The sequence below is a fragment of the Erwinia sp. GW821-FHT03D09 genome (assembly GCF_059420805.1).
In genome coordinates, this window is sequence record NZ_JBWKUK010000014.1 from 26,204 (window position 1) to 50,377 (window position 24,174).

23 protein-coding genes are annotated in these 24,174 nt (G+C 55.2%); 15 read left to right on the forward strand and 8 right to left on the reverse strand.

Annotated features, from left to right (window positions below):
- From priB to rplI, 3 genes are read left to right on the forward strand one after another with little or no spacing between them, the layout of a single operon-like run.
- On the forward strand, positions 1 to 318 hold the full coding sequence (gene priB, locus AC07U6_RS14945; RefSeq protein ID WP_123331634.1) for a primosomal replication protein N: 318 nt from the start codon (positions 1 to 3) through the stop codon (positions 316 to 318).
- A gap of 4 nt (positions 319 to 322) precedes the next feature.
- Positions 323 to 550, forward strand: a complete 228-nt coding sequence (gene rpsR / locus AC07U6_RS14950; protein WP_000135199.1) for a 30S ribosomal protein S18 — start codon at positions 323 to 325, stop codon at positions 548 to 550.
- 38 nt (positions 551 to 588) lie between these two features.
- On the forward strand, positions 589 to 1,041 hold the full coding sequence (gene rplI, locus AC07U6_RS14955) for a 50S ribosomal protein L9 (protein ID WP_105592076.1): 453 nt from the start codon (positions 589 to 591) through the stop codon (positions 1,039 to 1,041).
- A 94-nt stretch (positions 1,042 to 1,135) separates the two neighbouring features.
- On the opposite strand, the gene AC07U6_RS14960 is transcribed toward rplI, so the two are convergent.
- Positions 1,136 to 1,678 (reverse strand): OapA family protein, encoded by a 543-nt coding sequence (locus AC07U6_RS14960; RefSeq protein ID WP_494763968.1) that lies wholly within the window; start codon positions 1,676 to 1,678, stop codon positions 1,136 to 1,138.
- Positions 1,679 to 2,055: 377 nt separating this feature from the next.
- On the opposite strand from AC07U6_RS14960, the gene bamJ reads away from it, so the two are divergent.
- The gene (bamJ, locus tag AC07U6_RS14965) at positions 2,056 to 2,676 is read left to right on the forward strand and encodes a BamJ family beta-barrel-assembly machinery protein (RefSeq protein WP_494763967.1); all 621 of its coding nucleotides are present in this window, start codon (positions 2,056 to 2,058) and stop codon (positions 2,674 to 2,676) included.
- 39 nt (positions 2,677 to 2,715) lie between these two features.
- Here bamJ and AC07U6_RS14970 read toward each other — a convergent pair whose 3' ends face one another.
- Complete coding sequence (locus tag AC07U6_RS14970) at positions 2,716 to 4,653, reverse strand: bifunctional 2',3'-cyclic-nucleotide 2'-phosphodiesterase/3'-nucleotidase (RefSeq protein ID WP_494763966.1); 1,938 nt, start codon at positions 4,651 to 4,653, stop codon at positions 2,716 to 2,718.
- 314 nt (positions 4,654 to 4,967) lie between these two features.
- Here AC07U6_RS14970 and cysQ point away from each other — a divergent pair, with 314 nt between their 5' ends.
- Entirely contained in the window at positions 4,968 to 5,714 is a 747-nt protein-coding gene (gene cysQ / locus AC07U6_RS14975) for a 3'(2'),5'-bisphosphate nucleotidase CysQ (protein ID WP_494763965.1), read from the forward strand.
- Between the two features lie 49 nt (positions 5,715 to 5,763).
- On the opposite strand, the gene AC07U6_RS14980 is transcribed toward cysQ, so the two are convergent.
- Positions 5,764 to 6,321 (reverse strand): YtfJ family protein, encoded by a 558-nt coding sequence (locus tag AC07U6_RS14980; protein WP_494763964.1) that lies wholly within the window; start codon positions 6,319 to 6,321, stop codon positions 5,764 to 5,766.
- 318 nt (positions 6,322 to 6,639) lie between these two features.
- Between AC07U6_RS14980 and AC07U6_RS14985 the strand changes: the two genes are divergently transcribed.
- Positions 6,640 to 6,846 (forward strand): DUF1107 domain-containing protein, encoded by a 207-nt coding sequence (locus AC07U6_RS14985; RefSeq protein WP_105592072.1) that lies wholly within the window; start codon positions 6,640 to 6,642, stop codon positions 6,844 to 6,846.
- A gap of 836 nt (positions 6,847 to 7,682) precedes the next feature.
- Here the strand turns inward: AC07U6_RS14985 and paeA are convergent.
- Positions 7,683 to 9,017, reverse strand: coding sequence for a polyamine export protein PaeA (gene paeA, locus AC07U6_RS14990; protein WP_494763963.1), 1,335 nt, complete (start codon positions 9,015 to 9,017; stop codon positions 7,683 to 7,685).
- Positions 9,018 to 9,499: 482 nt separating this feature from the next.
- Between paeA and tamA the strand changes: the two genes are divergently transcribed.
- The 3 genes from tamA to AC07U6_RS15005 are packed head-to-tail and all read left to right on the forward strand — an operon-like array spanning position 9,500 to position 15,335.
- Positions 9,500 to 11,215 carry an autotransporter assembly complex protein TamA gene (gene tamA, locus AC07U6_RS14995; RefSeq protein ID WP_494763962.1) on the forward strand — a complete coding sequence of 572 codons (1,716 nt, stop codon included), beginning with the start codon at positions 9,500 to 9,502 and terminating at the stop codon, positions 11,213 to 11,215.
- Complete coding sequence (gene tamB / locus AC07U6_RS15000; protein WP_494763961.1) at positions 11,212 to 14,985, forward strand: autotransporter assembly complex protein TamB; 3,774 nt, start codon at positions 11,212 to 11,214, stop codon at positions 14,983 to 14,985. Before tamA ends, tamB begins: the two co-directional genes overlap by 4 nt.
- 2 nt (positions 14,986 to 14,987) lie before the next feature.
- Positions 14,988 to 15,335: a gamma-glutamylcyclotransferase family protein gene (locus AC07U6_RS15005; RefSeq protein ID WP_494763960.1), complete on the forward strand. Its 348-nt coding sequence runs from the start codon at positions 14,988 to 14,990 to the stop codon at positions 15,333 to 15,335.
- Positions 15,336 to 15,401: 66 nt separating this feature from the next.
- Here AC07U6_RS15005 and ppa read toward each other — a convergent pair whose 3' ends face one another.
- Both ppa and AC07U6_RS15015 read right to left on the reverse strand, forming a co-directional pair.
- Positions 15,402 to 15,932: an inorganic diphosphatase gene (ppa, locus tag AC07U6_RS15010; protein ID WP_494763959.1), complete on the reverse strand. Its 531-nt coding sequence runs from the start codon at positions 15,930 to 15,932 to the stop codon at positions 15,402 to 15,404.
- Between the two features lie 122 nt (positions 15,933 to 16,054).
- The gene (locus AC07U6_RS15015) at positions 16,055 to 17,164 is read right to left on the reverse strand and encodes a class II histone deacetylase (protein ID WP_494763958.1); all 1,110 of its coding nucleotides are present in this window, start codon (positions 17,162 to 17,164) and stop codon (positions 16,055 to 16,057) included.
- Between the two features lie 176 nt (positions 17,165 to 17,340).
- Here AC07U6_RS15015 and AC07U6_RS15020 point away from each other — a divergent pair, with 176 nt between their 5' ends.
- Both AC07U6_RS15020 and AC07U6_RS15025 read left to right on the forward strand, forming a co-directional pair.
- Positions 17,341 to 17,727 (forward strand): MoaF N-terminal domain-containing protein, encoded by a 387-nt coding sequence (locus tag AC07U6_RS15020; protein ID WP_494763957.1) that lies wholly within the window; start codon positions 17,341 to 17,343, stop codon positions 17,725 to 17,727.
- Positions 17,728 to 17,819: 92 nt separating this feature from the next.
- Positions 17,820 to 18,149: a MoaF C-terminal domain-containing protein gene (locus tag AC07U6_RS15025; protein ID WP_494763956.1), complete on the forward strand. Its 330-nt coding sequence runs from the start codon at positions 17,820 to 17,822 to the stop codon at positions 18,147 to 18,149.
- 41 nt (positions 18,150 to 18,190) lie between these two features.
- On the opposite strand, the gene fbp is transcribed toward AC07U6_RS15025, so the two are convergent.
- Complete coding sequence (gene fbp, locus AC07U6_RS15030) at positions 18,191 to 19,189, reverse strand: class 1 fructose-bisphosphatase (protein WP_494763955.1); 999 nt, start codon at positions 19,187 to 19,189, stop codon at positions 18,191 to 18,193.
- 166 nt (positions 19,190 to 19,355) lie between these two features.
- Between fbp and mpl the strand changes: the two genes are divergently transcribed.
- A complete protein-coding gene (gene mpl / locus AC07U6_RS15035; RefSeq protein WP_494763954.1) occupies positions 19,356 to 20,720 on the forward strand; it encodes a UDP-N-acetylmuramate:L-alanyl-gamma-D-glutamyl-meso-diaminopimelate ligase in 1,365 nt (454 codons plus the stop codon).
- A gap of 149 nt (positions 20,721 to 20,869) precedes the next feature.
- On the opposite strand, the gene yjgA is transcribed toward mpl, so the two are convergent.
- Positions 20,870 to 21,409, reverse strand: coding sequence for a ribosome biogenesis factor YjgA (yjgA, locus tag AC07U6_RS15040; RefSeq protein WP_494763953.1), 540 nt, complete (start codon positions 21,407 to 21,409; stop codon positions 20,870 to 20,872).
- 186 nt (positions 21,410 to 21,595) lie between these two features.
- On the opposite strand from yjgA, the gene pmbA reads away from it, so the two are divergent.
- The 3 genes from pmbA to AC07U6_RS15055 all read left to right on the forward strand — a co-directional run bounded on the left by pmbA (position 21,596) and on the right by AC07U6_RS15055 (position 24,095).
- Positions 21,596 to 22,936: a metalloprotease PmbA gene (pmbA, locus tag AC07U6_RS15045; RefSeq protein WP_494763952.1), complete on the forward strand. Its 1,341-nt coding sequence runs from the start codon at positions 21,596 to 21,598 to the stop codon at positions 22,934 to 22,936.
- Positions 22,937 to 23,025: 89 nt separating this feature from the next.
- Complete coding sequence (gene cybC / locus AC07U6_RS15050; RefSeq protein ID WP_494763951.1) at positions 23,026 to 23,412, forward strand: cytochrome b562; 387 nt, start codon at positions 23,026 to 23,028, stop codon at positions 23,410 to 23,412.
- Between the two features lie 350 nt (positions 23,413 to 23,762).
- The gene (locus tag AC07U6_RS15055) at positions 23,763 to 24,095 is read left to right on the forward strand and encodes a glycine dehydrogenase (RefSeq protein WP_494763950.1); all 333 of its coding nucleotides are present in this window, start codon (positions 23,763 to 23,765) and stop codon (positions 24,093 to 24,095) included.
- Positions 24,096 to 24,174 lie beyond the last annotated feature (79 nt).

Consider the following 24,174-nt stretch of genomic DNA (forward strand, 5'->3'; position numbering starts at 1 on the left):
ATGACGGCTAACCGTCTGACGCTGTCTGGCACCGTGTGCAAGACGCCGATGCGAAAAGTCAGTCCGTCAGGAATTCCACACTGCCAGTTCGTGCTTGAGCATCGATCACAGCAGGTGGAAGCCGGTTTTACCCGGCAAGCCTGGTGCCGTATGCCGGTGATTATCAGCGGCAAAGCCCATCAGGCCATTACTCAAAGTATAACGGTCGGCACGCAGGTCACGGTTCAGGGTTTTATTTGCAGCCATCAAGGGCGCAACGGCCTGAACAAACTCGTACTGCATGCCGAGCAGATTGAATTGATAGATTCTGGAGACTAGCCAAATGGCACGTTATTTCCGTCGTCGCAAGTTCTGCCGTTTCACCGCGGAAGGCGTTCAAGAGATCGATTATAAAGATATCGCAACGCTGAAAAACTACATCACTGAAAGCGGCAAGATCGTACCAAGCCGTATCACCGGTACTCGTGCAAAATACCAGCGTCAGCTGGCTCGTGCTATCAAGCGCGCGCGTTACCTGTCCCTGCTGCCGTACACCGATCGTCATCAGTAACGGCAACTGTCTATTAACGACTTTAAGAGGATAAGGTAATGCAAGTTATTCTGCTTGATAAAGTAGCAAACCTGGGCACCCTGGGCGACCAGGTAAACGTTAAAGCGGGCTACGCTCGTAACTTCCTGGTACCACAGGGCAAAGCTGTTCCTGCTACCAAGAAAAACGTTGAGTTCTTCGAAGCACGCCGTGCAGAGCTGGAAGCCAAACTGGCTGACGTTCTGTCTGCTGCTAACGCTCGCGCTGAGAAAATCAACGCACTGGGCACCGTTACCATCGCGTCTAAAGCAGGCGACGAAGGTAAACTGTTCGGTTCTATCGGTACCCGCGACATCGCTGACGCTGTAACTGCAGCTGGCGTTGAAGTGGCTAAGAGCGAAGTTCGTCTGCCGAACGGCGTTCTGCGCACCACCGGTGAGCACGAAGTGGACTTCCAGGTTCACAGCGAAGTATTCGCGAAACTGATCGTGAATGTAGTTGCTGAAGCTTAATCGCTTCTGGCAATTAAAAACGCCGGCCTCGTGCCGGCGTTTTTGTTTCTGCTGAAAGCTGAAGACGCTGTGCATCCCCAGCTTTGCCAACGCGTTACTGAGCGCGAATAAATGACCCATCTGCCTGGCGGGTAAACAGAATCTCCCTGCCCGCTGACTCCAGCGTTAACCCCGTCACAATGCCTGCTGCATTTAGCCGAATCTTCACTCTCTGGCCCGTATTCAGCGTGCTGAGTGGCTTATCATTGCCCTCAACCTGCGCCATGGCGAAAACATCGTTCACCGGCAGATTATTATCGCGAAACAGCTGCGCCAGCGTCTGGCCGGATGCAATCGTATAGTTGCGCCACTGCCCGCGTGAATCACCCTGCGTGCTGCTGGCCTGCGGGAAGTCGTCGGCGATATTCGCCTGTAACGGCACTTCAGTCCCCTCAGAACCGCTTTGCAGCGGCGTAACCGGTGCTCGCTGTGGGGAAGGGGCTGGCCACAGGAAAGCGAGTACGATCACTACGACGGCGGCGATAATACCGCGACGGTGGGGAGCGGGGAGCGGGTCCATCCAGCGCATCTTATCCGGCAGGTGCCAGATATGGCTGAACCACGCGGGGGAGCGTGAAACTTTCGATGCGTTTGGCATAGCTTCCTCCTTTCGGCGCACGCTGCGCGCCATCAGTAAGACTCTGGCCATCCAGCTTTTCCATGCGAAAGAGAAACGTGGCTGGCTTTTCCTGCGCCGGCGGGCAATTTGGCCCATTTATACCTCTGAATACACTGTAGCTGAGCCGGTTACCCGTAGGGTGAAAAAATTCCGCAATCTGGACAAACGTGGTCTGTTTTTATTCTGGGAATGGGAAAGACACGCTGTGCGGTAACCATTTGAGCATTCTGAATAATTGAAGACATTATTGTTTCTCTTTCGCGATCAAAAGTCACCAGTAGAAGATGGGATTTTACGCACGTTCTCTGCGCTGTTATGCTTCGGCTTCTGTTTTATCAATGATGAAAGGAAAATCCATGACAACCCCTTCTTTTGACAGTGTAGAAGCGCAAGCAAGTTACGGTATCGGTTTACAGGTTGGCCAGCAGCTGCAGGAATCTGGTCTGCAGGGTCTGCAACCAGAGGCGCTACTGGCGGGTCTGCGTGATGCGCTGGAAGGGAATGCCCCGGCTGTTCCTGTTGATGTTGTTCACCGCGCGCTGCGTGAAGTTCATGAGCGTGCTGAAGTTGTGCGCCAGGAGCGTCAGAAAGCGCTGGCGGTAGAAGGTCAGAAATTCCTGGAAGAGAATGCGAAACGTGACGGCGTCAGCAGCACCGAAACCGGCCTGCAGTTTAGCGTGCTGACTCAGGGTGAAGGTGCCATCCCATCCCGTCAGGATCGCGTACGCGTTCACTACACCGGTAAACTGATCGACGGTAGCGTATTTGACAGCTCCGTACAGCGCGGCGAACCGGCAGAATTCCCGGTCAACGGCGTGATCCCAGGCTGGATCGAAGCACTGACTCTGATGCCGGTTGGCTCTAAGTGGGAGCTGGTTATCCCTCACAACCTGGCTTACGGCGAGCGCGGTGCTGGCGCATCAATCCCGCCATACAGCACGCTGGTATTCGAAGTCGAACTGCTGGAAATTCTGTAATCCCTCAGGCGCGCCCTGCGGGGTGCGCCCGTTCTCCTGCTATTGCAGTTTCAGCTGATAAATCGCAAAACCTGTCTCATCTGTTGCCACCTGCTTAAGCGGATACTGCGCGTGAGTGCGAATAAACTCAGCGGCTTTTTCCCCCGGCGCAGTCTCAAAACGAATATCCAGCGGCGTATCGCTGAGTATCGGCGCCAGCCGCCAGTTATTATCTGCCTGCGGTCTTACCTCACCCTGCGCCTTCGTCTGTGCGCTGATATAGGCAGCGACGACTGAGCGGTTCTCATCCGGCGAGGCAAACGCGATCTGTTTTTCACCCGTTCCCGCGAACTTACCGCCGTACGCGCGATAGTTGTTAGTGGCTACGAGGAAACTGGCTTTCGGATCGATGGGTTTACCCTTGAAGGTTAAATCACGAATCCGCGAGCTTTCCGGATTGATCATCTGGCATTCGCTGTCATAACGCGCAGGTTGGGTGATATCGATCTGGTAGTTCACGCCGTCAATCACATCGAAATTGTAGGTGCGGAAGTCCCAGTTAATCAGCGACTGCGGCCTGCTGTTATGAATATCAATCTGATTAAACTGCCCGGCGGAGCACTCCAGCCACTCTTTCACCTGGGCACCGCTGACTTTCATCACCACCAGCGTGTTGGGATAAAGATAGAGGTCGGCGGCGTTACGGAACGTCAGCTGGCCTTTATCCACTTCTACATAGCTGGCGGGATCGTTTTTACGGCCTCCGGCCTTGAACGGTGCAGCGGCCGAGAGTACTGGTAGACGAGCAAGATCGGGATCGCCCTGGATAAAGCGCTCGGTATAGTCTCGCTGGGCATTATTGACGATTTGTACGGTCGGATCGTCCTGCACCAGCGACAGATAGCTGGCCATCACGTCGGCGGATTTGCCAATCGGCTGGCTGACAAACTCACGCGTACCGTTATGATCGTCGGCCAGCACTTTCACCAGCGCCGGATCTTCCGCCGCCAGCGACTTTTTCGCTGCCTTATCATAGATTGGCCGTGCTTCTGCTTTGGCACCGATCACCTTCCAGCTGCCACTCTCGTTATTCAGCACCAGATCGACCACGCCGAGGTGATCGCCCCACATCCCGGGCATCACTGCCGGAATGTCATTGAGCGTCCCCTGCTCGATGTCAGCGCCCTTAATGGCGGCGAAGTCGGCGCTGGGGAATACGGCGTGCGCGTGGCCAAACATAATGGCATCAATGCCCGGAACCTGGCTGAGGTAGTAAACGGAGTTTTCCGCCAGCGCGTGATACGGCTCGCTGGATAGGCCGGAATGCGGGATCGCCACAACGATATCGGCACCCTGAGCGCGCATTTCCGGCACCCATTTTTTCGCGGTGGCGGTGATGTCATCCACCGTGACCTTACCGCTGAGGTTCTTTTTGTCCCAGACCATAATCTGCGGCGGCACAAAGCCGATATAGCCGACCTTCAACGTATGAGCTTTCCCCTCGCGGTCGCGCACCTTCACCGATTCAATCAGAAAAGGCGTAAATAGCGGTTTACCGCTGGCGACATCAATAATATTGGCATTAACGTAGGGGAAACGCGCGCCGGCGATCGCCTTTTGCAGATAGTCGAGGCCGTAATTAAATTCATGATTGCCCAGGTTGCCAACGCTGTAGTTCAGGGTGTTCATCGCTTTATAAACCGGATGAGTCTCTCCCTTATTCAGCCCCTTAGCTGCCATATAATCCCCCAGCGGGCTGCCCTGAATCACGTCACCGTTATCAACCAGTACGCTATTCGTTACCTGCTGGCGCGCAGCAGCGATCAGTGAGGCTGTGCGCACAAGGCCATATTTATCGGTGGGCTGATCCTTGTAGTAATCGAAGTCCATCATATTACTGTGCAGGTCGGTGGTTTCCAGAATGCGAAAATCGACCGTGGCGGCCTGTAATGTGCCGCTGACCAGCAGTGCGAGCAGCGTGATGCCAGGTTTAAACATGTTATCTCCCTTTCTGATGCCTGACTGAATTTCGATAACCTTCGCAGAAAAATATGAAAATTTATCGTTATGATGCAAAAAAATGTGATCGAAAGCTGACAATTGGCCGTGATTTTCCGTAAAAACCCAAACGGTGAGGAACGATGGCGCTATGGCAGAAAATAATCAAAACGGTGTCATCACAAAGGCGTTCTACGCTATGCTTTTGAAAATTAATGGCTAACCAGGTAAGCGGTGAACTGCTATTCTCAGTAGAATGTTTTGGCGTTTGCTCGGTGTAGCAGGCCAGTATGAATCCGATCGGGAGGTGGAAAGTGTTAGAACAAATTTGCCAGCTGGCACGTGAAGCGGGTGACGCAATTATGCAGGTGTATAACGCACCCACGCCGGTGGACGTGGCACGCAAATCCGATGATTCCCCGGTAACGGCGGCGGACATTGCGGCGCATAAAATTATTGTTGCCGGACTACAGGCGCTTTCCCCGCAGATCCCTGTACTCTCTGAAGAAGATCCGGCCGACTGGCAGACTCGTCAGGGCTGGAAGAGCTACTGGCTGGTGGACCCGCTGGACGGGACGAAAGAGTTTATCAAGCGCAACGGTGAGTTTACTGTCAATATCGCGCTGATTGAAGGCGGAAAGCCGGTTCTGGGCGTGGTGTATGCGCCGGTACTGGACGTGATGTACTCCGCAGCGAACGGTAAGGCGTGGAAAGAAGAGGGTGGCCATAAAGCGCAGATTCAGGTCCGTGAAGCCCACCCTCCGCTGGTGGTGATCAGCCGTTCACACGCGGCATCCGATCTGGAGCTGAAAGAATACCTCGATCAGATGGGCGAGCATCAGACCACGGCAATTGGTTCATCGCTGAAGTTTTGCCTGGTTGCGGAAGGCAAAGCGCAGCTTTATCCGCGCTTCGGGCCGACAAATATCTGGGATACCGGTGCAGGCCATGCGGTAGCTCTGGCGGCGGGCGCGCACGTTAACGACTGGCAGGGGAAAACGCTGGACTATACGCCGCGTGAATCCTTCCTCAATCCGGGGTTCCGCGTCTCGATCTTTTGATCGTTAGCGCAGCGGCTGGAGACCGTGTCTGTCTCCAGCCGGACTGACATTATTTTAAAAGCTCCTGCAGTAGCGCTATCACCTGCTTAACCTCATCCTGTGTCAGCGCGCCGTCCTTAACGAAGCGAACCTTGCCCTCTTTATCCAACACGGCAATCGCCGATCCACCGCTCTGCAACTGCCATGCCTTTAGCACGCTGCCGTTGCTGTCGATAATAAACTGCGACCAGGGGTACTGCTTCTTATTGCTCTCGATGCTGCTGCGCACAAACATTCCGGTGCCGGGAATCGCATCGTCAGTATTCACAATGGTGGTGGTCTGATAGCGATCGTGCGGTAGTTTCGCGGCTTTGATCGCCTCAACCAGCGCGGCATTTTGCTCCTTAGCGGACGAGCGACCGGCAATATGCTGGATCACCCGCACTTTTCCCACCAGCTGCGCGCTATTCCAGTTTTTATAGCTAAACTTATCTTGTTGATACACCAGTTCTCCTTTGTCAGCGATGCCGACCGGAGGGACGCGTTGATTCTCTGCCAAATTATGCGCGCCAGCGATAAACGGAAGCAGCAGGCAGGTCAGCGCAAGGAAATGTCGAACTTTGATCATAATGGCTCCAACGGAATGTGATCGGACCAGTTGTTCACGCAGATGTAATAATAAGTGTGGATGATGCTGCTGTCGCATCGAAATAACATCTTTGCAACACACTGCACAAAACCCTGTGGATTGAAGGTTTATACTGTGACTTGTCGTTAAAATGACATAGTGCTCTGTAATGATGTGTAAACGTAGTAAAAAAATTGGGAATTAAGGACATAGAAAGCAATCAGTGTTCTATAGTCTAATCACTTTGCGCTTCACGGATTCGTCTCTGATTTGGTTACGGACGGAGCGTACGTTAAATATTCAGGAGTACAATCAACAATGAAAATATTCCAACGTTATAACCCACTTCAGGTTGCTAAGTACGTTAAGACCCTGTTTCGTGGTCGGCTGTATATTAAGGATGTTGGTGCGTTTGAGTTCGATAAAGGTAAGATCTTGCTTCCACGCGTGAAGGATAAGCAGCATTTTAGTGTGATGTCAGAAGTGAATCGCCAGGTTTTGCGCCTCCAGTCAGAGTTTAACTGATGTAAGAGAAGGCTCACTGGGGTGTGATGCTCGTTAGAGAGTAAGAAGCCGCTATCTTGTTGAGAGCGGCTTTTTTGTTGCCTGTTGGCTGGAAATGCAATTCTGGCTAGTTGCTAGTTGCTGGTGGTTTCGGAGATCGAGGTTCAGCCTCTGCGGCTACCGGGCGGTCCTCGCGCCACGCTTTGCGTGGTACCTTCGGTTTCGGCTGCGGGCCTTGCGGATCGGCGTGGAGCGGGCGTCCTGCCCGCGCCACGCCTGAGTCCCGCGTCCATGCGGGTCTCTCCGGTCCCGCCGCCTGCACCTCAGCGCTGTGGATTGCCCGGCCGCCGCAGAGGCTGACTCGCTGCCAGAAATAAGACTCCTCGCTCAGACGCGTTTTTCTTCTGTCTGGCATTGGGGCTAAAACCAGGCCAGCGGGCATAGCGATTTCAGCGAAGCCAGCTGAGAGAAAGAAAGTGAACAGCACTTCGAACAATATTCAGCGTGCAATCCTTCGTATAAACAAATTGAGGAATTTGAGAAAACGGGGGGTTTTAACAGGCATCTCTGATAGTTAAGAGCGGACTGGTCGGGGGCGGCTACGGGCAATCCGCAGCGCTGAACGTAGAAAGGAGGCCAGGATTCGCCAGCAGGACGCTGGCGAAAGGCTCGGTCGGGCCAGGGATGGACCGTCTGAGCCGGTCCGGCAGGCTGACGAACGAAGTGAAGGTCACCGCGAAGCGGCGAGAGGACCGGCCCGTAGCCGCCCCCGACCAGTCAGCGCTGGCACCATTCGCCAGAAGCCCTGAGTAACCTCAGTCAGTCAGCGCTGGCACCGTTCAGCCATCACCAAAAAGTTACTCTTCGGCACCCGCTTCCGGCGCGCGCGGCAACACCGGTGCCGCCGGGCGGGCATCCACCCGCGTGACCAGCAGCTGATCGATACGATAGCTGTCGATATCCACCACCTCAAACTTATAGCCGTGGAACTTCACAAAGTCGGTGCGCTTCGGGATCTTACGCAGCATAAACATCATAAAGCCGCCGATTGTCTCGTAGTTGCCGGACTGTGGGAACTCATCGATGTCCAGAACGCGCATCACGTCATCAATCGGCGTACCGCCCTCAACCAGCCATGAATTCTCGTCGCGGGCTACAATCTGCTCTTCCATGCCCTGACCGACCAGATCGCCCATCAGGGTGGTCATCACGTCATTCAGCGTAATGATCCCCACCACCAGCGCATATTCGTTCATGATGACGGCGAAGTCTTCACCCGCGGCTTTAAAGCTTTCCAGCGCTTCAGACAGCGTCAGCGTATCCGGCACAATCAGCGCCGAACGGATCTGCACGCCGCTGTTCAGCGTCATACTCTGATTGCCCAATACGCGCAGCAGCAGCTCTTTGGAGTCAACATAGCCAACGATATGGTCGATATCTTCATTACACACCAGGAACTTGGAGTGCGGATGCTGGGCGATTTTCCCTTTAAGGCTGGCCTCATCCTCGTGCAGATCGAACCAGACGACGTTTTCACGCGAGGTCATCGACGACGGCACGGTACGGGATTCCAGCTCAAACACGTTCTCAATCAGCTCGTGCTCCTGCTTGCGCAGCACGCCGGCCAGCGCACCGGCTTCCACCACCGCGTAAATATCATCTGAAGTGATGTCGTCCTTACGCACCAGCGGGATCTTAAACAGGCGGAAGATAATGTTGGCGCCGCCGTTAAAGAACCACACCAGCGGGCGGAACAGGAACAGGCAGAAACGCATCGGGTTGATGATTTTCAGCGCCACGCTTTCCGGTGCAATCATCCCCAGGCGTTTTGGGAACAGATCAGCAAACAGAATAAACAGGCTGGTCACCAGCGTGAAGGAACAGATAAAACTGAGGCGCTCCGCCAGTTCCGGCTCAAACATCCGTTCAAACAGAGAGCGGAAAGCCGGGGAGAAGGCCGCATCGCCGACGATACCGCCAAGAATTGCCACGGCGTTCAGGCCAATCTGCACGACGGTAAAGAACATCCCCGGCGTTTCCTGCATTTTCAGCACGCGCTGGGCGTTGATGTTGCCTTCATCCGCCATGATTTTCAGTTTGATTTTACGGGCGGCTGCCAGAGAGATTTCTGAAAGGGAGAAGAATGAGCTGATCGCAATCAGCAGTAAAATGACAAGCAAGCTGTCTAACATACACTATCCATACAATGGCTCATCTCTTATGGCATTCAGTTTTATCACTGCGCGAATGAAGAGGGGCCGGGTTAATCACTTGTCATTTTTGGCCTGGGCAGCGCGCGGGATTCTGCATTATTCAGCGTATTGAGCGTACAGGGCTATCCGTGCCAAAAATGTCTGCGCCAGATCGGCAAAGTACGCCGGGGCAGAAGGGTTATCAGGTTGTGAAAAAGCCTGTGCAGCGATTATAGCTGCGCCGACGAGCGCTTACAATTCCGGCGGTGGGAGGATCGCTACTTTACAGCGGGTGTTTTATGGCAGATACCGTGAAAAGCAATCCAAACTGGAATCATTCCGTAAATACAGCGTTGAAACTTGTTTGATACGGAGAGCACGTTAAACTCCATTAAGCCTATTGAATAATTACAGATTAAGCCCGGTGGATGGTGGGCTGGCAAAAAACGGGAGTACGCGTGCCACGAATTCATGTCTATTGCATGTCTTGTTTGCTGATCGCCGCACCTGCCGCAGAGGCGGCGAATGTGCGTTTACAGGTGACAGGATTATCCGGGGAACTACAGAAGAACGTCAGGGCGCGTTTATCCACGATTACTAACGATGAAGTGACCTCCGACGGGCGCTTCCGTTCGCGCGTGAGCGTGGCGGTAAAAGAGGGTCTGAAGGCGCTGGGATATTATGAGCCGCAGATCGACTTCGAACTGCGCCCCGCTCCGGCGAAGGGCGGGCGGCCGGTACTGTTGGCCAAGGTCACACCCGGCGAGCCGGTAAAAATCGCTGGTGAAACTATTATTTTACGCGGCGGCGCACGTACCGACACCGACGTGCAGCAGCTGGTACGTGATGGAAAGCCAAAGCCTGGCAGCGTGCTGAATCATGGCCAGTACGACAAATTTAAAAGCTCTCTTTCCGGCCTGGCGCTGCGCAAAGGCTACTTTGATGGTGAATACCGCAAAAGCCAGCTCGGCGTATCGGTTGAGCGGCGCGAAGCCTTCTGGGATATCGACTACGACAGCGGCCAACGCTATCGCTTCGGCCCGGTGACCTTTGAAGGCTCGCAGATTCGCGAAGAGTATCTGCAAAACCTGCTGCCGTTTAAGCAGGGTGATTACTACACCTCGCGCGATCTGGCCGAGCTGAACCGCCGTCTGTCCGCGACGGGCTGGTTTAACTCGGTGGTTGTGGCACCCGATTTTGATAAAAGCCGCGAAAACAAAATCTTACCGCTGCACGGCGTTGTAACGCCGCGTACGGAAAACACCATTGAAACCGGCGTGGGCTACTCGACTGACGTGGGGCCGCGCGTTAAAGCGACCTGGAAAAAACCGTGGGTCAACTCCCGAGGGCACAGTTTTTCTACCAGCGCCAATGTTTCTGCTCCCGAGCAGCAGCTGGATTTCAGCTACAAGTTGCCTTTACTGAAAAGCCCGCTGGAGCAGTATTACCTGCTGCAGGGCGGTCTGAAGCGCACCGATCTTAACGATACCAAAGCCGACTCCACCACCCTGGCCGCCTCGCGCTACTGGGACAGCTCCAGCGGCTGGCAGCGAGCGATTAACCTGCGCTGGAGCCTCGATCACTTTACCCAGGGTAGCGTCACCAACACCACTATGCTGCTCTATCCGGGCGTTAGCGTTAACCGCACCCGTTCGCGCGGTGGCCTGATGCCGACGTGGGGTGACTCGCAGCGCTACTCGCTGGACGTATCCGATACCACCTGGGGATCGGATGTTGACTTCGCGGTGGTGCAGGCGCAAAACGTCTGGATTCGTACACTGGAAGAGAAACATCGCTTTGTGGTGCGCGGTAATCTCGGCTGGATTGAAACCAACAATTTTGAAAAAGTACCGCCCGACCTGCGCTTCTTCGCCGGTGGCGACCGCAGCATTCGTGGTTACAAGTACAAAGGCATTTCGCCGCGCGATGACGATGGCAAGCTGACAGGTGCCTCCAGGCTGGCGACCGGATCGCTGGAGTACCAGTACAACGTGACGGGCAAATGGTGGGGCGCGGTGTTTATCGATTCGGGTGAAGCCGTTAACGATATCAAACAGAGCAACTTTAAGACCGGCGCGGGCTTCGGCGTGCGCTGGCAGTCGCCGGTAGGGCCAATCAAGGTTGATATAGCCCGCCCAATCGGTGACCAGGACGATCGCGATATTCAGTTTTATATTGGACTGGGGCCTGAACTATGAAGTGGTGGAAAAAGGGCCTGATTGGCATACTTATTTTTATTGTGCTGCTGCTGGGTGGCATTGCGTTTCTGCTGGGCACCACCAGCGGACTGCATCTGGTGCTGAACTCCGCCGCTCGCTGGGTGCCGGGGCTGGAAATCCAGCAGGTCAACGGCGGCTGGCGCGATCTGACGCTGAAGGGCGTCAAATACGAGATGCCTGGCGTAGCGGTTAACGCCGGAGAATTTCATCTGGCGCTGCGGCTGGGCTGCTTGAGGCAGAGCGCATTCTGCGTCAACGATCTCTCGCTGAAAGACGTGAATGTCGTGGTGGACAGCAAACAGCTGGCCTCAGCGGAGAATCCGCCGGTTGAGGAGGAATCCACGACCGGCGAAATCAGCACGCCGTATCCGCTGACGCTAAGCCGACTGGCGTTGCATAACATCAATGTGAAGATTGACGACACGACGGTTTCACTGGCGGACTTTACCAGCGGCATGCACTGGGAAGGGCGCGGCATGACGCTGATGCCAACTCACATTCAGGGGCTGCTGATCGCTCTGCCGAAAGCCGCGAAAGTGGCCAATGAAGAAGTGGTTCAGCCGAAGATTCAAAATCCGCAGCCGGAAGAAAAACCGCTGGGGGAAACGCTAAAAGCGATGTTCGAACAGCCGCTGCTGCCGAATCTTCCAGAATTTACCCTGCCGCTGGACGTCAATGTGCAGCAGATCCTGGGTGAGCAGTTGCGCCTGACCGGTGACACCGATATCACCATCAATCGCCTGCTGGTGAAAGCCAAAACCGAGAACAACCATCTGGCGCTGCAAACGCTGGATGTAGACGCGGTTGAGGGGCAGCTCAACGCGCAGGGAGAGGCGACGCTGAGCGGGAACTGGCCGATGAACTTCACCCTTAACGGCGAGATGAATATCGATCCGCTGAAGGAGGAAAAGATCAAAATGACCCTCGGCGGCGGTCTGCGTGAAACGCTGACTCTGGCGCTGAATCTTTCCGGCCCGGTGCGGGCACAGCTGGATGCCGACACCCGTCTTGCCGAAGCAGGCCTGCCGCTGAATATGACGCTGCAAAGCCCTCAGCTGCGCTGGCCGCTGGAAGGGGCGACGCAGTACGAAGCAGACAACTTCAATTTCAGCTTCAAAGGCAAGGCGACCGACTATGTGATGTCGCTGAAGGCGGCGCTACAGGGGCAGGGCGTGCCGCCCGCTACAGTTACGTTGGATGGCAAAGGCAACGTTGAGCAGTTCGCTATCGAAAAACTGAGGCTGGCCGCACTGCAGGGCACCGCCGATCTAAAAGCGCTGGTGGACTGGAGCAAGGCGATTAGCTGGAACAGCGAGCTGACTCTGACCGGCATCAACACCGCGAAGCAGTACCCTGACTGGCCGGCGAAGCTGGACGGTAAAATTACCACCCGCGGCAGCCTGTACGGTGGCAGCTGGCAGATGCGCGTGCCGGAGCTGAAGCTGCGCGGCAACGTGCGTAACAACGCCATCAGCGCCGACGGCACGCTGTACGGCAACAGCTACAACCAGTGGGATATTCCCGGCATCAAGCTGATTCTGGGGCGTAACAACATCAACCTGAAAGGCTCGCTGGGCGACAAGCTGAACCTGGATGCGGATATCGACGCCCAGCATCTGGATAACGCCCTGCCGGGCCTGGGTGGTGTGGCAAAAGGTACCATACGCGCGCGCGGCGATCTGAAAACCCCGCAGCTGCTGGCCGATCTGACCGCCAGCGGGCTACGCTGGCAGGAACTGCGTATTGGCCGCGTGCTGCTGAAAGGTGACGTCAGCTCCGGTGAGCAGATCCAGGGCAAGCTGAATCTGCGTGTCGATCAGGTTAAGCAGGATGCGTTGTCGATCTCGCAGCTCACGCTGGATGCCAGCGGCAGCGAGAAGCAGCACCAGCTGAAGCTGAATATGCAGGGCGAACCGGTTTCCGGCCAGCTGGCGCTGAACGGCAGCTTCGATCGCGCCACGCAGCGCTGGCAGGGGACGCTGAACAACACCCGCTTTGACACACCGGTGGGTGAATGGCGCTTAACCCGTGCTATTGCCCTGGACTACCTCAACAGCAAACAGACTATTAGCATCGGGCCGCACTGCTGGCAGAACCCTAACGCCGAACTGTGCGTTCCGCAGACGGTGGAAGCCGGCCCGTCCGGGCGTGCGCGGGTGGTGCTGAACCGCTTTGACCTGGCGATGATCAAACCGTTTATGCCGGAAGAGACACAGCTAAATGGTTCGTTCAGCGGTGATGCGGACGTCAGCTGGACCGCCGATGGCGCGCTGCCAACCGGACGCATCTCGCTGAAAGGTAACGGTGTGAAAGTGGCGCAGGACGTGCAGGGGAACACGCTGCCCATCGCCTTCGACGCGCTGAACCTGAACGCGGCGCTGAAAAATGGCCGCGCGCAGCTCGACTGGCTGATTCGCATTGCCAACAACGGGCAGCTGGACGGCAACGTGCAGATCGCCGATCCGCAGGGGCGCCGCATGCTTTCCGGCAACGTCAATATTACCAACCTGTCGCTGGCGATGCTCAATCCGGCGCTGATGCAGGGTGAAAAAGTCTCCGGTGTGCTGAACAGCAACCTGCGTCTGGGCGGCAACCTGCAAAAGCCGCAGGTGTTCGGGCAGCTTGGCCTGCGTAACGTCGATGTGGAAGGCAGCTTTATGCCGGTGGACCTGACCACCGCTAACCTTTCCATGCTGTTTAACGGCATGAGCTCAACGCTGGAAGGGGTGATTCAGACGTCACAGGGCCAGATTGCGCTCAACGGTAACGCCGACTGGAGCCAGCTGAATGCCTGGCGGGCACGCGTCGCGGCCAAAGGCGATCGGGTGCGGGTCACCGTGCCGCCGATGGTACGGATGGATGTTTCACCGGACCTGGTGTTTCAGGCCACGCCGGAAATGTTCAATTTGGATGGCCGGGTGGATATTCCCTGGGCGCGTATAACGGTGCAGGAAGTACCGGAAAGTGCGGTGGGCGTCTCTTCTGATGAGGTGCTGCTGGATAAAAACCTGCAGCCGATTGCGCCGAAATCCACCTCAATCCCGATCAACAGCAACCTGATTATCCACGTTGGTGACGATGTGCGTCTCAGCGCCTTTGGTCTGAAGGCGAAGCTGAACGGCGATCTGAAGCTGGTGCAGGATAAGCGCGGTCTGGGGCTGAACGGCCAGATTAACATTCCGTCCGGGCGCTTCCACGCCTACGGGCAGGATCTGATTGTGCGTAAGGGCGAGCTGCAGTTTGCCGGTCCGCCGGATCAGCCGTATCTCAACATCGAAGCGATTCGTAACCCGGAAGCCACCGAAGATGACGTGACCGCAGGCGTTCGTGTCACCGGCCTGGCCGATGAGCCGAAGGCGGAGGTCTTCTCCGACCCGGCGATGTCGCAGCAGGAAGCGCTGTCCTATCTGCTTCGCGGGCAGGGTCTGCAAACCTCCGGCAGCGACAGCGACGCATTAACTTCCGCTCTGGTTGGATTGGGGGTTGCACAAAGTGGTCAAGTTGTGGGTAAAATCGGCGAGACCTTCGGTGTCAGTAACCTGGCGCTGGATACTGCAGGGGTTGGTGACAGCCAGCAGGTGCAGGTCAGCGGCTATGTGCTGCCGGGTCTACAGGTAAAATACGGTGTTGGCATATTTGATTCACTGGCGACGTTAACTCTGCGTTATCGCCTGATGCCCAAACTCTATTTGGAAGCAGTGTCTGGCATAGATCAGGCTCTGGATGTGCTTTATCAGTTTGAGTTCTAGCAATGCGAATAATTGTCTACGGCAGTCTGCGACGCAAGCAAGGTAATAGTCACTGGATGACGAACGGGCAGTGGTTGGGCGATCATCTGATCGACGGCTACGAGCTCTACAGCCTTGGTCATTACCCGGGCGTTGTCCCGGGGGAAGGACAGGTTTATTGTGAAGTTTATCGGATCGATGCCTCAACCCTGGGAGAGCTGGATGCTCTGAGAGAAACCGGCGGGGAGTATAAGCGCGAGCTGTTACAAACCCCTTACGGTAGTGCGTGGCTGTACGTGTATCAGCGTTCCGTCTCAGGCAGAAAGCGCATCGTTAGCGGTGACTGGCTGCAAAGAGAGGGCGGTGAATAACCGCTCTTTCCTGAAAAAAAACACCGCTAACTGAGCGGTGTTTTTTTACTTCAAAGCGCGCAAAGATTACTTCTTAGCAGCACGCTCGAAAGAAGAGACGATTTCAGCTTTAGCTGCTTCAACGCCTTCCCAACCGTCAACCTTAACCCATTTGCCTTTTTCCAGCGCTTTATACTGCTCGAAGAAGTGGGTGATCTGGCCGCGCAGCAGCTCAGGCAGGTCGTTCACATCTTTAATGTGATCGTATTCTTTGGTCAGTTTGCTGTGTGGTACCGCAACAACCTTGGCATCTTCACCAGATTCGTCGGTCATCTTCAGCACGCCAACCGGACGGCAGCGAATTACTGAACCAGGCTGCAGTGGGTATGGAGTCGGTACCAGTACGTCAACCGGGTCCCCATCCAGAGACAGGGTGTTGTTGATGTAACCGTAGTTGCACGGATAGAACATTGCTGTCGCCATAAAGCGGTCTACGAACAGAGCGCCAGACTCTTTGTCTACTTCGTATTTGATCGGAGAGGCGTTAGCCGGGATCTCAATAACAACGTAGATATCTTCTGGCAGGTCTTTGCCCGCTGGTACATGGTTCAGGCTCATTCTGAGTTCCTTAAATCATATTAGGTTGAGTGCCGGCTATTATAGCCAGGTCAACTTTAAAGTCCTGCGCTTTTTCAGCGTTTAAGAATACGTCGGAGCGATAGCAGATTGTTCTGACCCGGCTAGCGGTTTATCTTCTGCTGTAAACGATTGAGCGCCTCGCGCTGGAACGCAATACAGGCTTCACGCGGCTGCTGTAGTTTAATGAATTCCAGTAACGGATCGGTGACTTCAGTGCGGAAACCGCTCAGGGTTTCCATGACTGCCAGCCCACAAAACGGCACATAGGCTTCGGCATAGCCCCCTTCATGCACCATCACCAGCCTGCCGTCACAAAGGCGGTCTGCGGCGTCCATCATTCGCGCGGTCATTTCACGGAAGCTGTCGCTGTGTAGCTGCATCCGCGCCAGCGGGTCCAGCGCGTTGGCATCATAGCCGCAGGCGATAACAATGAGCTGCGGGCGGAATTTTTCCAGCTGCGGTATGACGATGCGATCCAGCGCATAGAGATAGGCATCGTGGCCACCACCGGTCTCCAGGGGAATATTCACATTGTAGCCATAGCCTTCACCCTCGCCGCGATCGTTCTCGCCGGAATAACCGGGAGGGAAGCAGCGATCCTGATGCAGTGAAATGGTCAGGACATCACTGCGCTGGCGGTAAATATATTGGGTGCCGTTACCGTGGTGTACGTCCCAGTCTATCACTGCCACCTGTTCCACGCCGAAGCGGGCTTTCGCCCGTTCGATCGCAATCGGGATATTGGCCAGAAAGCAAAATCCCATTGCCTGGTCCGGCAGACAGTGGTGTCCGGGCGGGCGCGAAAGTGCGTAGGCGTTGTCCAGTTCGCCCTGCAACACGGCGGCTACCGCTGCGCTTGCCAGTCCGGCAGAAAGGCGTGCGATTTCGTAACTGCCGGGCCCCATTGGCGCATCCTCGCCAAACATGCCGCCACCGTTATCGCTGATCTGCTTAAAGCGCTGCAAATAGTGAGCCGGGTGAACCCGCAGCAGATCTTCTTCACTGGCGGGACTGGCGCTCTGCAGCTGAAGCTGCGCGGATAAACCGGATACGTCCATCAGGTTCTTCATCCGCCGCTTGGTTTCTGCCGATTCCGCGTGGCCGCTGCCGCTGGGCGGTTGCACCCAACCTCCGATCGGTAAGATAGCGGCATGCATCCCGGTGCTGTGCCAGAAACAACGTTCATCATGAAAAAAGCCGGTATTGCGCATGGTGTTTCTCTCCGCTGCATCACTGGTCAGTTTTCTACTTTAGGTGAAGACAGGCGGATTTATCTTCGTCCTTAAGGACGATGAAGCGTGCGTAAGAAACGATGAACACTGCTTTTTGGGCCCGGTGCTTGTCGGTTCAGGGTACCGTGACCCTATAAAAAACCATGGAGGTTATGATGAGCACTGAAGCAGTTTATATCCCGGTTGGCGAACTTGCGGGCGGGTTTGCCAGGGAGAGTTATGTATTACCGGTGGTTGCGCCTCATAAATCGGCCCTGCTACTGCACTTCCCCGTTGGCGGCAAGTTAAGCTGCCGCTTTACCGGTGACGCCATGCTGGAGTGGAATCACCAGCTGGCGGTTCCGTGCCGGATCACGGCTATTCGTGATGGTATTGAGTTTATCGATTTTGTCGATACCCAGCGCCGCAGCAGTACGCTGACGCTGATTTGCGATCATCATCGTGGCTGCTTTTCTCTTGTTTCTGGCCAGCTGCCCAGCTGCCCAGCGAGCAGCAAATTCGCCTGGCCGCCTTCAGCCGCATTGAACAGGGGCTGCCGCTGACCGGGGTTCGGGTTGAAATACGCTGCGGGCGGCTTGATGGCCCATGCAACCCCGATTCGCCGCTTCACGGCATCAGCCCGGATCTGATCGGCATGCGTAATCAGTACCGCTACAACCCGCATGAATGCTATGAGCATGTCTACCTCAACGCGAATAACTACGCCTGGCACTGCCTCGAGGGGGTTGAAAAAGGACTGGCGGACGTTGATCGCTGCCATACGGTAAAAATCACCGAGCGGCTGTATCTGTTTATCTGGCAGGAAAAAATCGTGCCGACGCTTGGCGTCGTGCTGATCGACATGGCGCAGTTGCGGAGCGACGGAAAGATCCTCGGCTATCAGCAGCACAATTTGCGGGAAATTACTAACTTTGCGATGGGGGCGCAGGTATCGGTGCTGAACGTCACCCGGCATAGCGGATGAACAAAAGAACAGGACGGTCGCATGACCGCCCTGATTAACCGTTAGTTATCCGGGAATTCACGCAGGAAACGTTCGGTATCATCCACCATATGGTCGTTGCCGACGAAGAACGGTGAACGCTGGTGCAGCGTTTCTGGAATCAGATCCAGAATGCGGTTTTTACCGTCGCTGGCCTTGCCGCCCGCCTGTTCAGCGAGGAAGGCCATCGGGTTGCACTCATACAGCAGGCGCAGCTTACCTTTCGGGTGGCTGGCCGTGCTTGGGTACAGATAAATTCCGCCTTTCAGCAGGTTGCGGTGGAAGTCCGCCACCAGAGAACCGATATAGCGCGAGGTGTAAGGACGATGGGTGTCCAGATCCTCTTCCTGACAGAACTTGAGGTACTTCTTCACGCCCTGCGGGAAACGAATGTAGTTACCTTCGTTAATGGAGTAGGTGTAACCCTTCTCCGGGAAGGTCATTTTCTCGGCGCTGAGGCAGAACACGCCCAGTGACGGATCGTAGGTAAAGGCGTGAACGCCATAGCCGGTGGTGTACACCAGCATGGTGGACGAGCCGTAAACCACATAGCCTGCTGCGACCTGCTGGCTACCCGGCTGCAGGAAGTCTTCCTCGGTTACCGGCGTGCCAGGCGGGGTGATACGGCGGTAAATCGAGAAGATAGTTCCAACGGAAACGTTTACATCGATATTTGAAGAACCGTCGAGAGGGTCCATCAGGACCACGTACTTACCGTTTTCTGCACCCTCAAAGATAACGATTTCGTCTTCTTCTTCAGATGCGATACCGGCAACGATACCCCTGGCCTTCAGCGCGGCTTTCAGTTTTTCGTTCGCGTACAGATCGAGCTTCATTTGTTGCTCGCCCTGCACATTTTCAGCGCCGCTTGCGCCAAGAATATCAACCAGGCCTGCTTTGTTGATATCGCGGTGGATGATTTTTGCGCCCAGTTTGATCGCGGAGATCAATGAGGTCAGTTCACCCGTTGCGTGCGGAAAGTCGTGTTGCTTCTCGACGATGAATTCGCCTAACGTTTTCATAACACAATCCCTGAATCTGCGGTTGAGTAGCAGCCTGTTTTACAAACTGCAACGTATGCGTACGCAGTTTAGCCGATTGAATGGTAAAGAACATAGGGTAAATCCGTTTCTTCCGCACGATGGGGGCGTTACACTGTGCGACGAACTAATAAGGAACAGACCTTCTATGCGTATTCACATTCTCGGTATTTGTGGCACCTTTATGGGCGGCCTGGCGATGCTGGCCCGTTCGCTGGGACACGACGTCACCGGCTCCGATGCTAACGTCTATCCGCCAATGAGCACGCTGCTGGAGAAGCAGGGTATTGATTTAATTCAGGGTTATGATGCATCACAGCTCGATCCAGCCCCGGATTTAGTGATCATTGGCAACGCGATGAGCCGGGGAAATCCCTGTGTCGAAGCCGTGTTGGAACGTAATATTCCGTACCTTTCCGGGCCTCAGTGGCTGCATGATTTTGTGCTGCGTGACCGTTGGGTCATTGCGGTAGCAGGAACCCACGGAAAAACCACCACCGCCGGCATGGCTGCGTGGATTTTACAGGCCTGCGGCTATGAACCGGGCTTTGTCATCGGTGGGGTGCCAGGCAATTTTGAGGTTTCTGCAAATTTAGGAAAAAGCCCATTCTTTGTTATTGAAGCGGACGAGTACGACTGTGCGTTTTTTGACAAGCGTTCCAAATTTGTTCACTACTGCCCGCGCACGCTGATCCTCAACAACCTCGAATTCGATCACGCGGATATCTTTGACGATCTGCGGGCGATTCAAAAGCAGTTCCATCATCTGGTGCGCATTGTACCGGGGCAGGGGAAAATCATCCTGCCGGAAAACGACGCGAACCTGAAGCAGGTGATGGCGATGGGCTGCTGGAGCGAGCAGGAGATCGTAGGCGATAGCGGCCACTGGCAGGTGAAAAAACTGACGCCGGATGCTTCCCACTGGGAAGTCTATCTGGACGGTGAACGCGTTGCTGAGGTGAACTGGTCGCTGGTGGGCGAGCACAACATGCATAACGGCATGATGGCGATTGCCGCCGCGCGACACGTCGGCGTGAAACCGGAAGATGCCGGCCGTGCGCTTAACGACTTTATTAACGCCCGTCGCCGCCTGGAACTGCGCGGTGAAAGCAACGGCATTAAAGTCTATGACGATTTTGCCCATCACCCTACGGCGATCCTCGCCACGCTGGCGGCGCTGCGCAGCAAAGTCGGCGGCACCGCGCGTATTCTCGCCGTGCTGGAGCCGCGCTCTAACACCATGAAAATGGGCATCAGCAAGGACGATCTGGCCCCGGCGCTGGGCCGCGCTGACGAAGTGTTCCTCTTCCAGCCGCACCACATTCCGTGGCAGGTGGCAGAAGTGGCGGAAGCCTGCGTGCAGCCTGCGCAGTGGAGCGCGGACGTCGATACGCTGGTCGAGATGATTGCCAAAAAAGCTCAGCCGGGCGACTACATTCTGGTCATGAGCAACGGTGGGTTTGGCGGCATTCACCAGAAGCTGCTGGATCGTCTGGCGAAAGCGGAAAAGTAACGAACCTGTTCACGGTGTCAGCCGTATTGCCTGAGTCATACGGCTGTTTCCCGGCGGCGATCGTTGTCTGAGTGGGATTGATCGGGGCGGAAAACGAGTGCCCGGAGATGTCAGGACAGGGTGCACGAGTTGCAGCCCTGTCCATACGATTAGGCTTCGGCCAGCTCGCGCAAATACTGAAAGATTTGACGATAGGCTTTAGGCGGCTTGTTATCCGCTTTCTCTTTCTGCGCGTTACGAATCATCGTGCGCAGCTGCTGGCGGTCAGCATCCGGGTACAGATTCAGCACCTCCGGAACGGCATCGTCGCCTTTCTCAACCAGACGATCGCGCAGCACTTCCAGCTTGTGGAACAGCGCAACCTGCTGATTATGACGGTTCTTCAGCTTATCCAGCGCAGTGCGGATCGGTTCTTCATCGCGCGAGCGCAGCATCTTACCGATCAGCTGCAGCTGACGGCGACGGCCCTCTTTTTGGATCTTCTGTGCCAGCTCAATCGCGGCACGCAGATCCTCATCCAGCGGGATGCGGTCCAGGGAGTTTTTCCCCAGCTCTACCAGCTCGGCACCCAGGCGTTTCAGCTCTTCGGCGTCGCGTTTAATTTCACTTTTACTGACCCAGATAATCTCTTCGTCTTCTTCTTTGTTATCGGGTACATCATCGAGCCAGTCTTCGGGCTGCTTGGTCATGGTTAGGCTCCAAAAAAAGAGGCTAATGCTATCAGGAAACGCCGGCTACTGCGAAATTGTTCTCTGAGTCTGTTAGACTCAAATTAACCCTTATCACCCATGCGCGGTTTTGCAGGTGGTTTAAAGCTCCGGATATGAACGAGTTAGGCCACAGGGAAACCGCACTGTTAATTATACGGCAGGTCGATGAAATTACTCTCCCAAGTTGCAGAACAGCGAAAAATCCTGGAGCAGGCGGTTGCGACAGCACTCGAACTGGCCAAAGCCGGCTCTGACGGGGCGGAAGTCGCGGTAAGTAAAACTACCGGCATCAGTGTCAGCACGCGCTATGGTGAAGTCGAAAATGTCGAGTTCAACAGCGACGGTGCGCTGGGCATTACCGTTTATCATCAGAACTGCAAAGGCAGCGCCTCATCGACCGATCTCAGCCTGGAAGCGATCAAACGTACCGTGCAGGCGGCGATCGATATCGCCCGTTACACCTCAGCAGATCCCTGTGCCGGCGTTGCCGACCGCGATCTGCTGGCGTTTGAGGCGCCGGATCTGGATCTGTTCCATCCCGCCGAGATCGATGCCGATCGTGCCATTGAACTGGCTGCCCGTGCGGAACAGGCCTCGCTGAGTGTGGATAAACGCATTACCAATACCGAAGGCGGCAGCTTCAACAGCCACGTGGGCATCAAAGTGTTTGGCAACAGCCACGGTATGCTGCAGGGCTACTGTTCCAGCCGTCACACCCTTTCCAGCTGCGTGATTGCCGAAGAGAACGGCGATATGGAGCGCGATTACGCCTACACCATCGGACGGGCGATTACCGATCTGAGTTCACCGGAGTCGGTGGGTGAAGAGTGTGCCCGCCGTACGCTGTCGCGCCTGTCTCCACGCAAGCTTTCCACCATGAAAGCGCCGGTGCTGTTCGCCGCCGAAGTGGCAACCGGCCTGTTTGGTCACCTGGTGGGGGCAATCAGCGGCGGCAGCGTCTACCGTAAATCGACCTTCCTGCTGGATTCACTCGGCCAGCAGATCCTGCCGGACTGGCTGACGATTCAGGAACAGCCGCATTTGCTGAAAGGGCTGGCCTCCACGCCGTTCGACAGCGAAGGCATCCGCACTCAGCAGCGCGACATTATCAAAGACGGCGTGCTGCAAACCTGGCTGCTGACCAGCTACTCCGCGCGCAAGCTGGGGCTGAAAAGCACCGGCCACGCGGGGGGGATTCACAACTGGCGCATTGCCGGCCAGAGCCACAATTTTGAGCAGATGCTGAAGCAGCTGGGAACCGGCCTGCTGGTAACAGAGTTAATGGGGCAGGCGGTTAGCGGGATTACCGGTGACTACTCACGCGGTGCCTCGGGCTTCTGGGTTGAAAACGGCGTGATTCAGTATCCGGTCAGTGAAATTACCATCGCCGGTAACTTGAAAGATATGTGGCGCAATATGGTCAGCGTCGGTAGCGATATTGAAACCCGCAGCAATATTCAGTGCGGTTCCGTTTTGTTACCAGAAATGAACATTGCTGGACAATAGTTTAACAATTTACGCGTAGTATAGAAGGCGACTGCAAAGTCGCCTTTTTTATTTTGCATGATACCCGTTTATAAAAAATAGGATCTGATATGCGTAAATTATTGATTGCAATGTTGAGCTCTGCCCTGTTGTGCGCCGCCTCCCCGCTGCTGGCGCAGGATCTTGAAGGTGACATGGACGTTTTAAAAGGAGCCTTACGGACGGTACAGAAAACCGATGATAAGGCGGAGATGGTACGCGCCTTAAGCGATATGCGCACCGCCGCCAGCGATGCGAAAACGCATACGCCGGACAAACTTGAGGGGCAGCCTGCCGACAGTGCGCAGATGAAGGACTATCATGCCGAGCTGGATAAGCTGATTGGTCAGATTGACGATAGTCTGAAGCTGGCGAATGCCGGTGATTTAGCCGGAGCAAAAGCACAGGCGAAGCAATTTGCCGCAACCCGTGACGAAGGTCATAAGAAATTCCGCTAACTGCTACAGCTAGTCATTATCGCTAATAACGACAGGGCCCGCAGTGGGCCCTTTTTCTGCCATAAGTTTTTCTTCTTCTTCTTCTATTAAAGTCCTCTCACGAAAGTGTCGCTGTTATTCCTGTAACGCATGGATTGCGCAGTGTATTCCTGATAATGCACCGTAAATTTCGTAGTTAAATTAAAAATGCACAAAATAACGTTTTTGCGAGCCGGATCGCTCTTGTTGGCATTATTTCCGTTTCGAAGTGGAAAAAGTCGTTCTCCACAGCCGAGCGCTCCGGCGGTACTTTATTCGCATCAGCAAAAAGGTTTCTGGTATTAGCCGAAACGTAACACAGGGGGATCGATGTGAGTAATGGAACGTTGTCGGCCACAGAACGCAGCGACGAAATTCAGGCTTTAGCAGAGCAGGTGATGGTGCAGATTGCCGGACTGTTTGCAGAACGCACCATTGTGCCTAATGCGGTTCAGCAGCAGATGCTGACCTCACACGTTAAGGCGATGGCGCTGCGCTCGCTGACTGGCGAACCGCTGCCGGAAGTGGAAGCAGAACTGTTTGAAGATATTTCAGCAGAGTCGATGACGCTGGCGCAGCAGGTGGTGGATCTGTTCGGCAATCTGCCCAAAGAGGAAGCCTGGCTTCTCTCCGTCCACTTTGAAGTAGCGAAAGAAAACTCATAGTGCCTGGTTTGCATGCCATTTGGGGATGGCAAAACAAACTGCTCTACTGACGGCACGCGTAATAACTCATTGAATTAAA

Coding starts and splice junctions, on each gene's coding strand:
- priB (WP_123331634.1), top strand. CDS start 1: ATGACGGCTAACCGTCTGACGCTGTCTGGCACCGTGTGCAAGACGCCG.
- rpsR (WP_000135199.1), top strand. CDS start 323: ATGGCACGTTATTTCCGTCGTCGCAAGTTCTGCCGTTTCACCGCGGAA.
- rplI (WP_105592076.1), top strand. CDS start 589: ATGCAAGTTATTCTGCTTGATAAAGTAGCAAACCTGGGCACCCTGGGC.
- AC07U6_RS14960 (WP_494763968.1), bottom strand. CDS start 1,678: ATGCCAAACGCATCGAAAGTTTCACGCTCCCCCGCGTGGTTCAGCCAT.
- bamJ (WP_494763967.1), top strand. CDS start 2,056: ATGACAACCCCTTCTTTTGACAGTGTAGAAGCGCAAGCAAGTTACGGT.
- AC07U6_RS14970 (WP_494763966.1), bottom strand. CDS start 4,653: ATGTTTAAACCTGGCATCACGCTGCTCGCACTGCTGGTCAGCGGCACA.
- AC07U6_RS14980 (WP_494763964.1), bottom strand. CDS start 6,321: ATGATCAAAGTTCGACATTTCCTTGCGCTGACCTGCCTGCTGCTTCCG.
- AC07U6_RS14985 (WP_105592072.1), top strand. CDS start 6,640: ATGAAAATATTCCAACGTTATAACCCACTTCAGGTTGCTAAGTACGTT.
- paeA (WP_494763963.1), bottom strand. CDS start 9,017: ATGTTAGACAGCTTGCTTGTCATTTTACTGCTGATTGCGATCAGCTCA.
- tamA (WP_494763962.1), top strand. CDS start 9,500: ATGTCTTGTTTGCTGATCGCCGCACCTGCCGCAGAGGCGGCGAATGTG.
- tamB (WP_494763961.1), top strand. CDS start 11,212: ATGAAGTGGTGGAAAAAGGGCCTGATTGGCATACTTATTTTTATTGTG.
- AC07U6_RS15005 (WP_494763960.1), top strand. CDS start 14,988: ATGCGAATAATTGTCTACGGCAGTCTGCGACGCAAGCAAGGTAATAGT.
- ppa (WP_494763959.1), bottom strand. CDS start 15,932: ATGAGCCTGAACCATGTACCAGCGGGCAAAGACCTGCCAGAAGATATC.
- AC07U6_RS15015 (WP_494763958.1), bottom strand. CDS start 17,164: ATGCGCAATACCGGCTTTTTTCATGATGAACGTTGTTTCTGGCACAGC.
- AC07U6_RS15020 (WP_494763957.1), top strand. CDS start 17,341: ATGAGCACTGAAGCAGTTTATATCCCGGTTGGCGAACTTGCGGGCGGG.
- AC07U6_RS15025 (WP_494763956.1), top strand. CDS start 17,820: ATGCGTAATCAGTACCGCTACAACCCGCATGAATGCTATGAGCATGTC.
- fbp (WP_494763955.1), bottom strand. CDS start 19,189: ATGAAAACGTTAGGCGAATTCATCGTCGAGAAGCAACACGACTTTCCG.
- mpl (WP_494763954.1), top strand. CDS start 19,356: ATGCGTATTCACATTCTCGGTATTTGTGGCACCTTTATGGGCGGCCTG.
- yjgA (WP_494763953.1), bottom strand. CDS start 21,409: ATGACCAAGCAGCCCGAAGACTGGCTCGATGATGTACCCGATAACAAA.
- pmbA (WP_494763952.1), top strand. CDS start 21,596: ATGAAATTACTCTCCCAAGTTGCAGAACAGCGAAAAATCCTGGAGCAG.
- cybC (WP_494763951.1), top strand. CDS start 23,026: ATGCGTAAATTATTGATTGCAATGTTGAGCTCTGCCCTGTTGTGCGCC.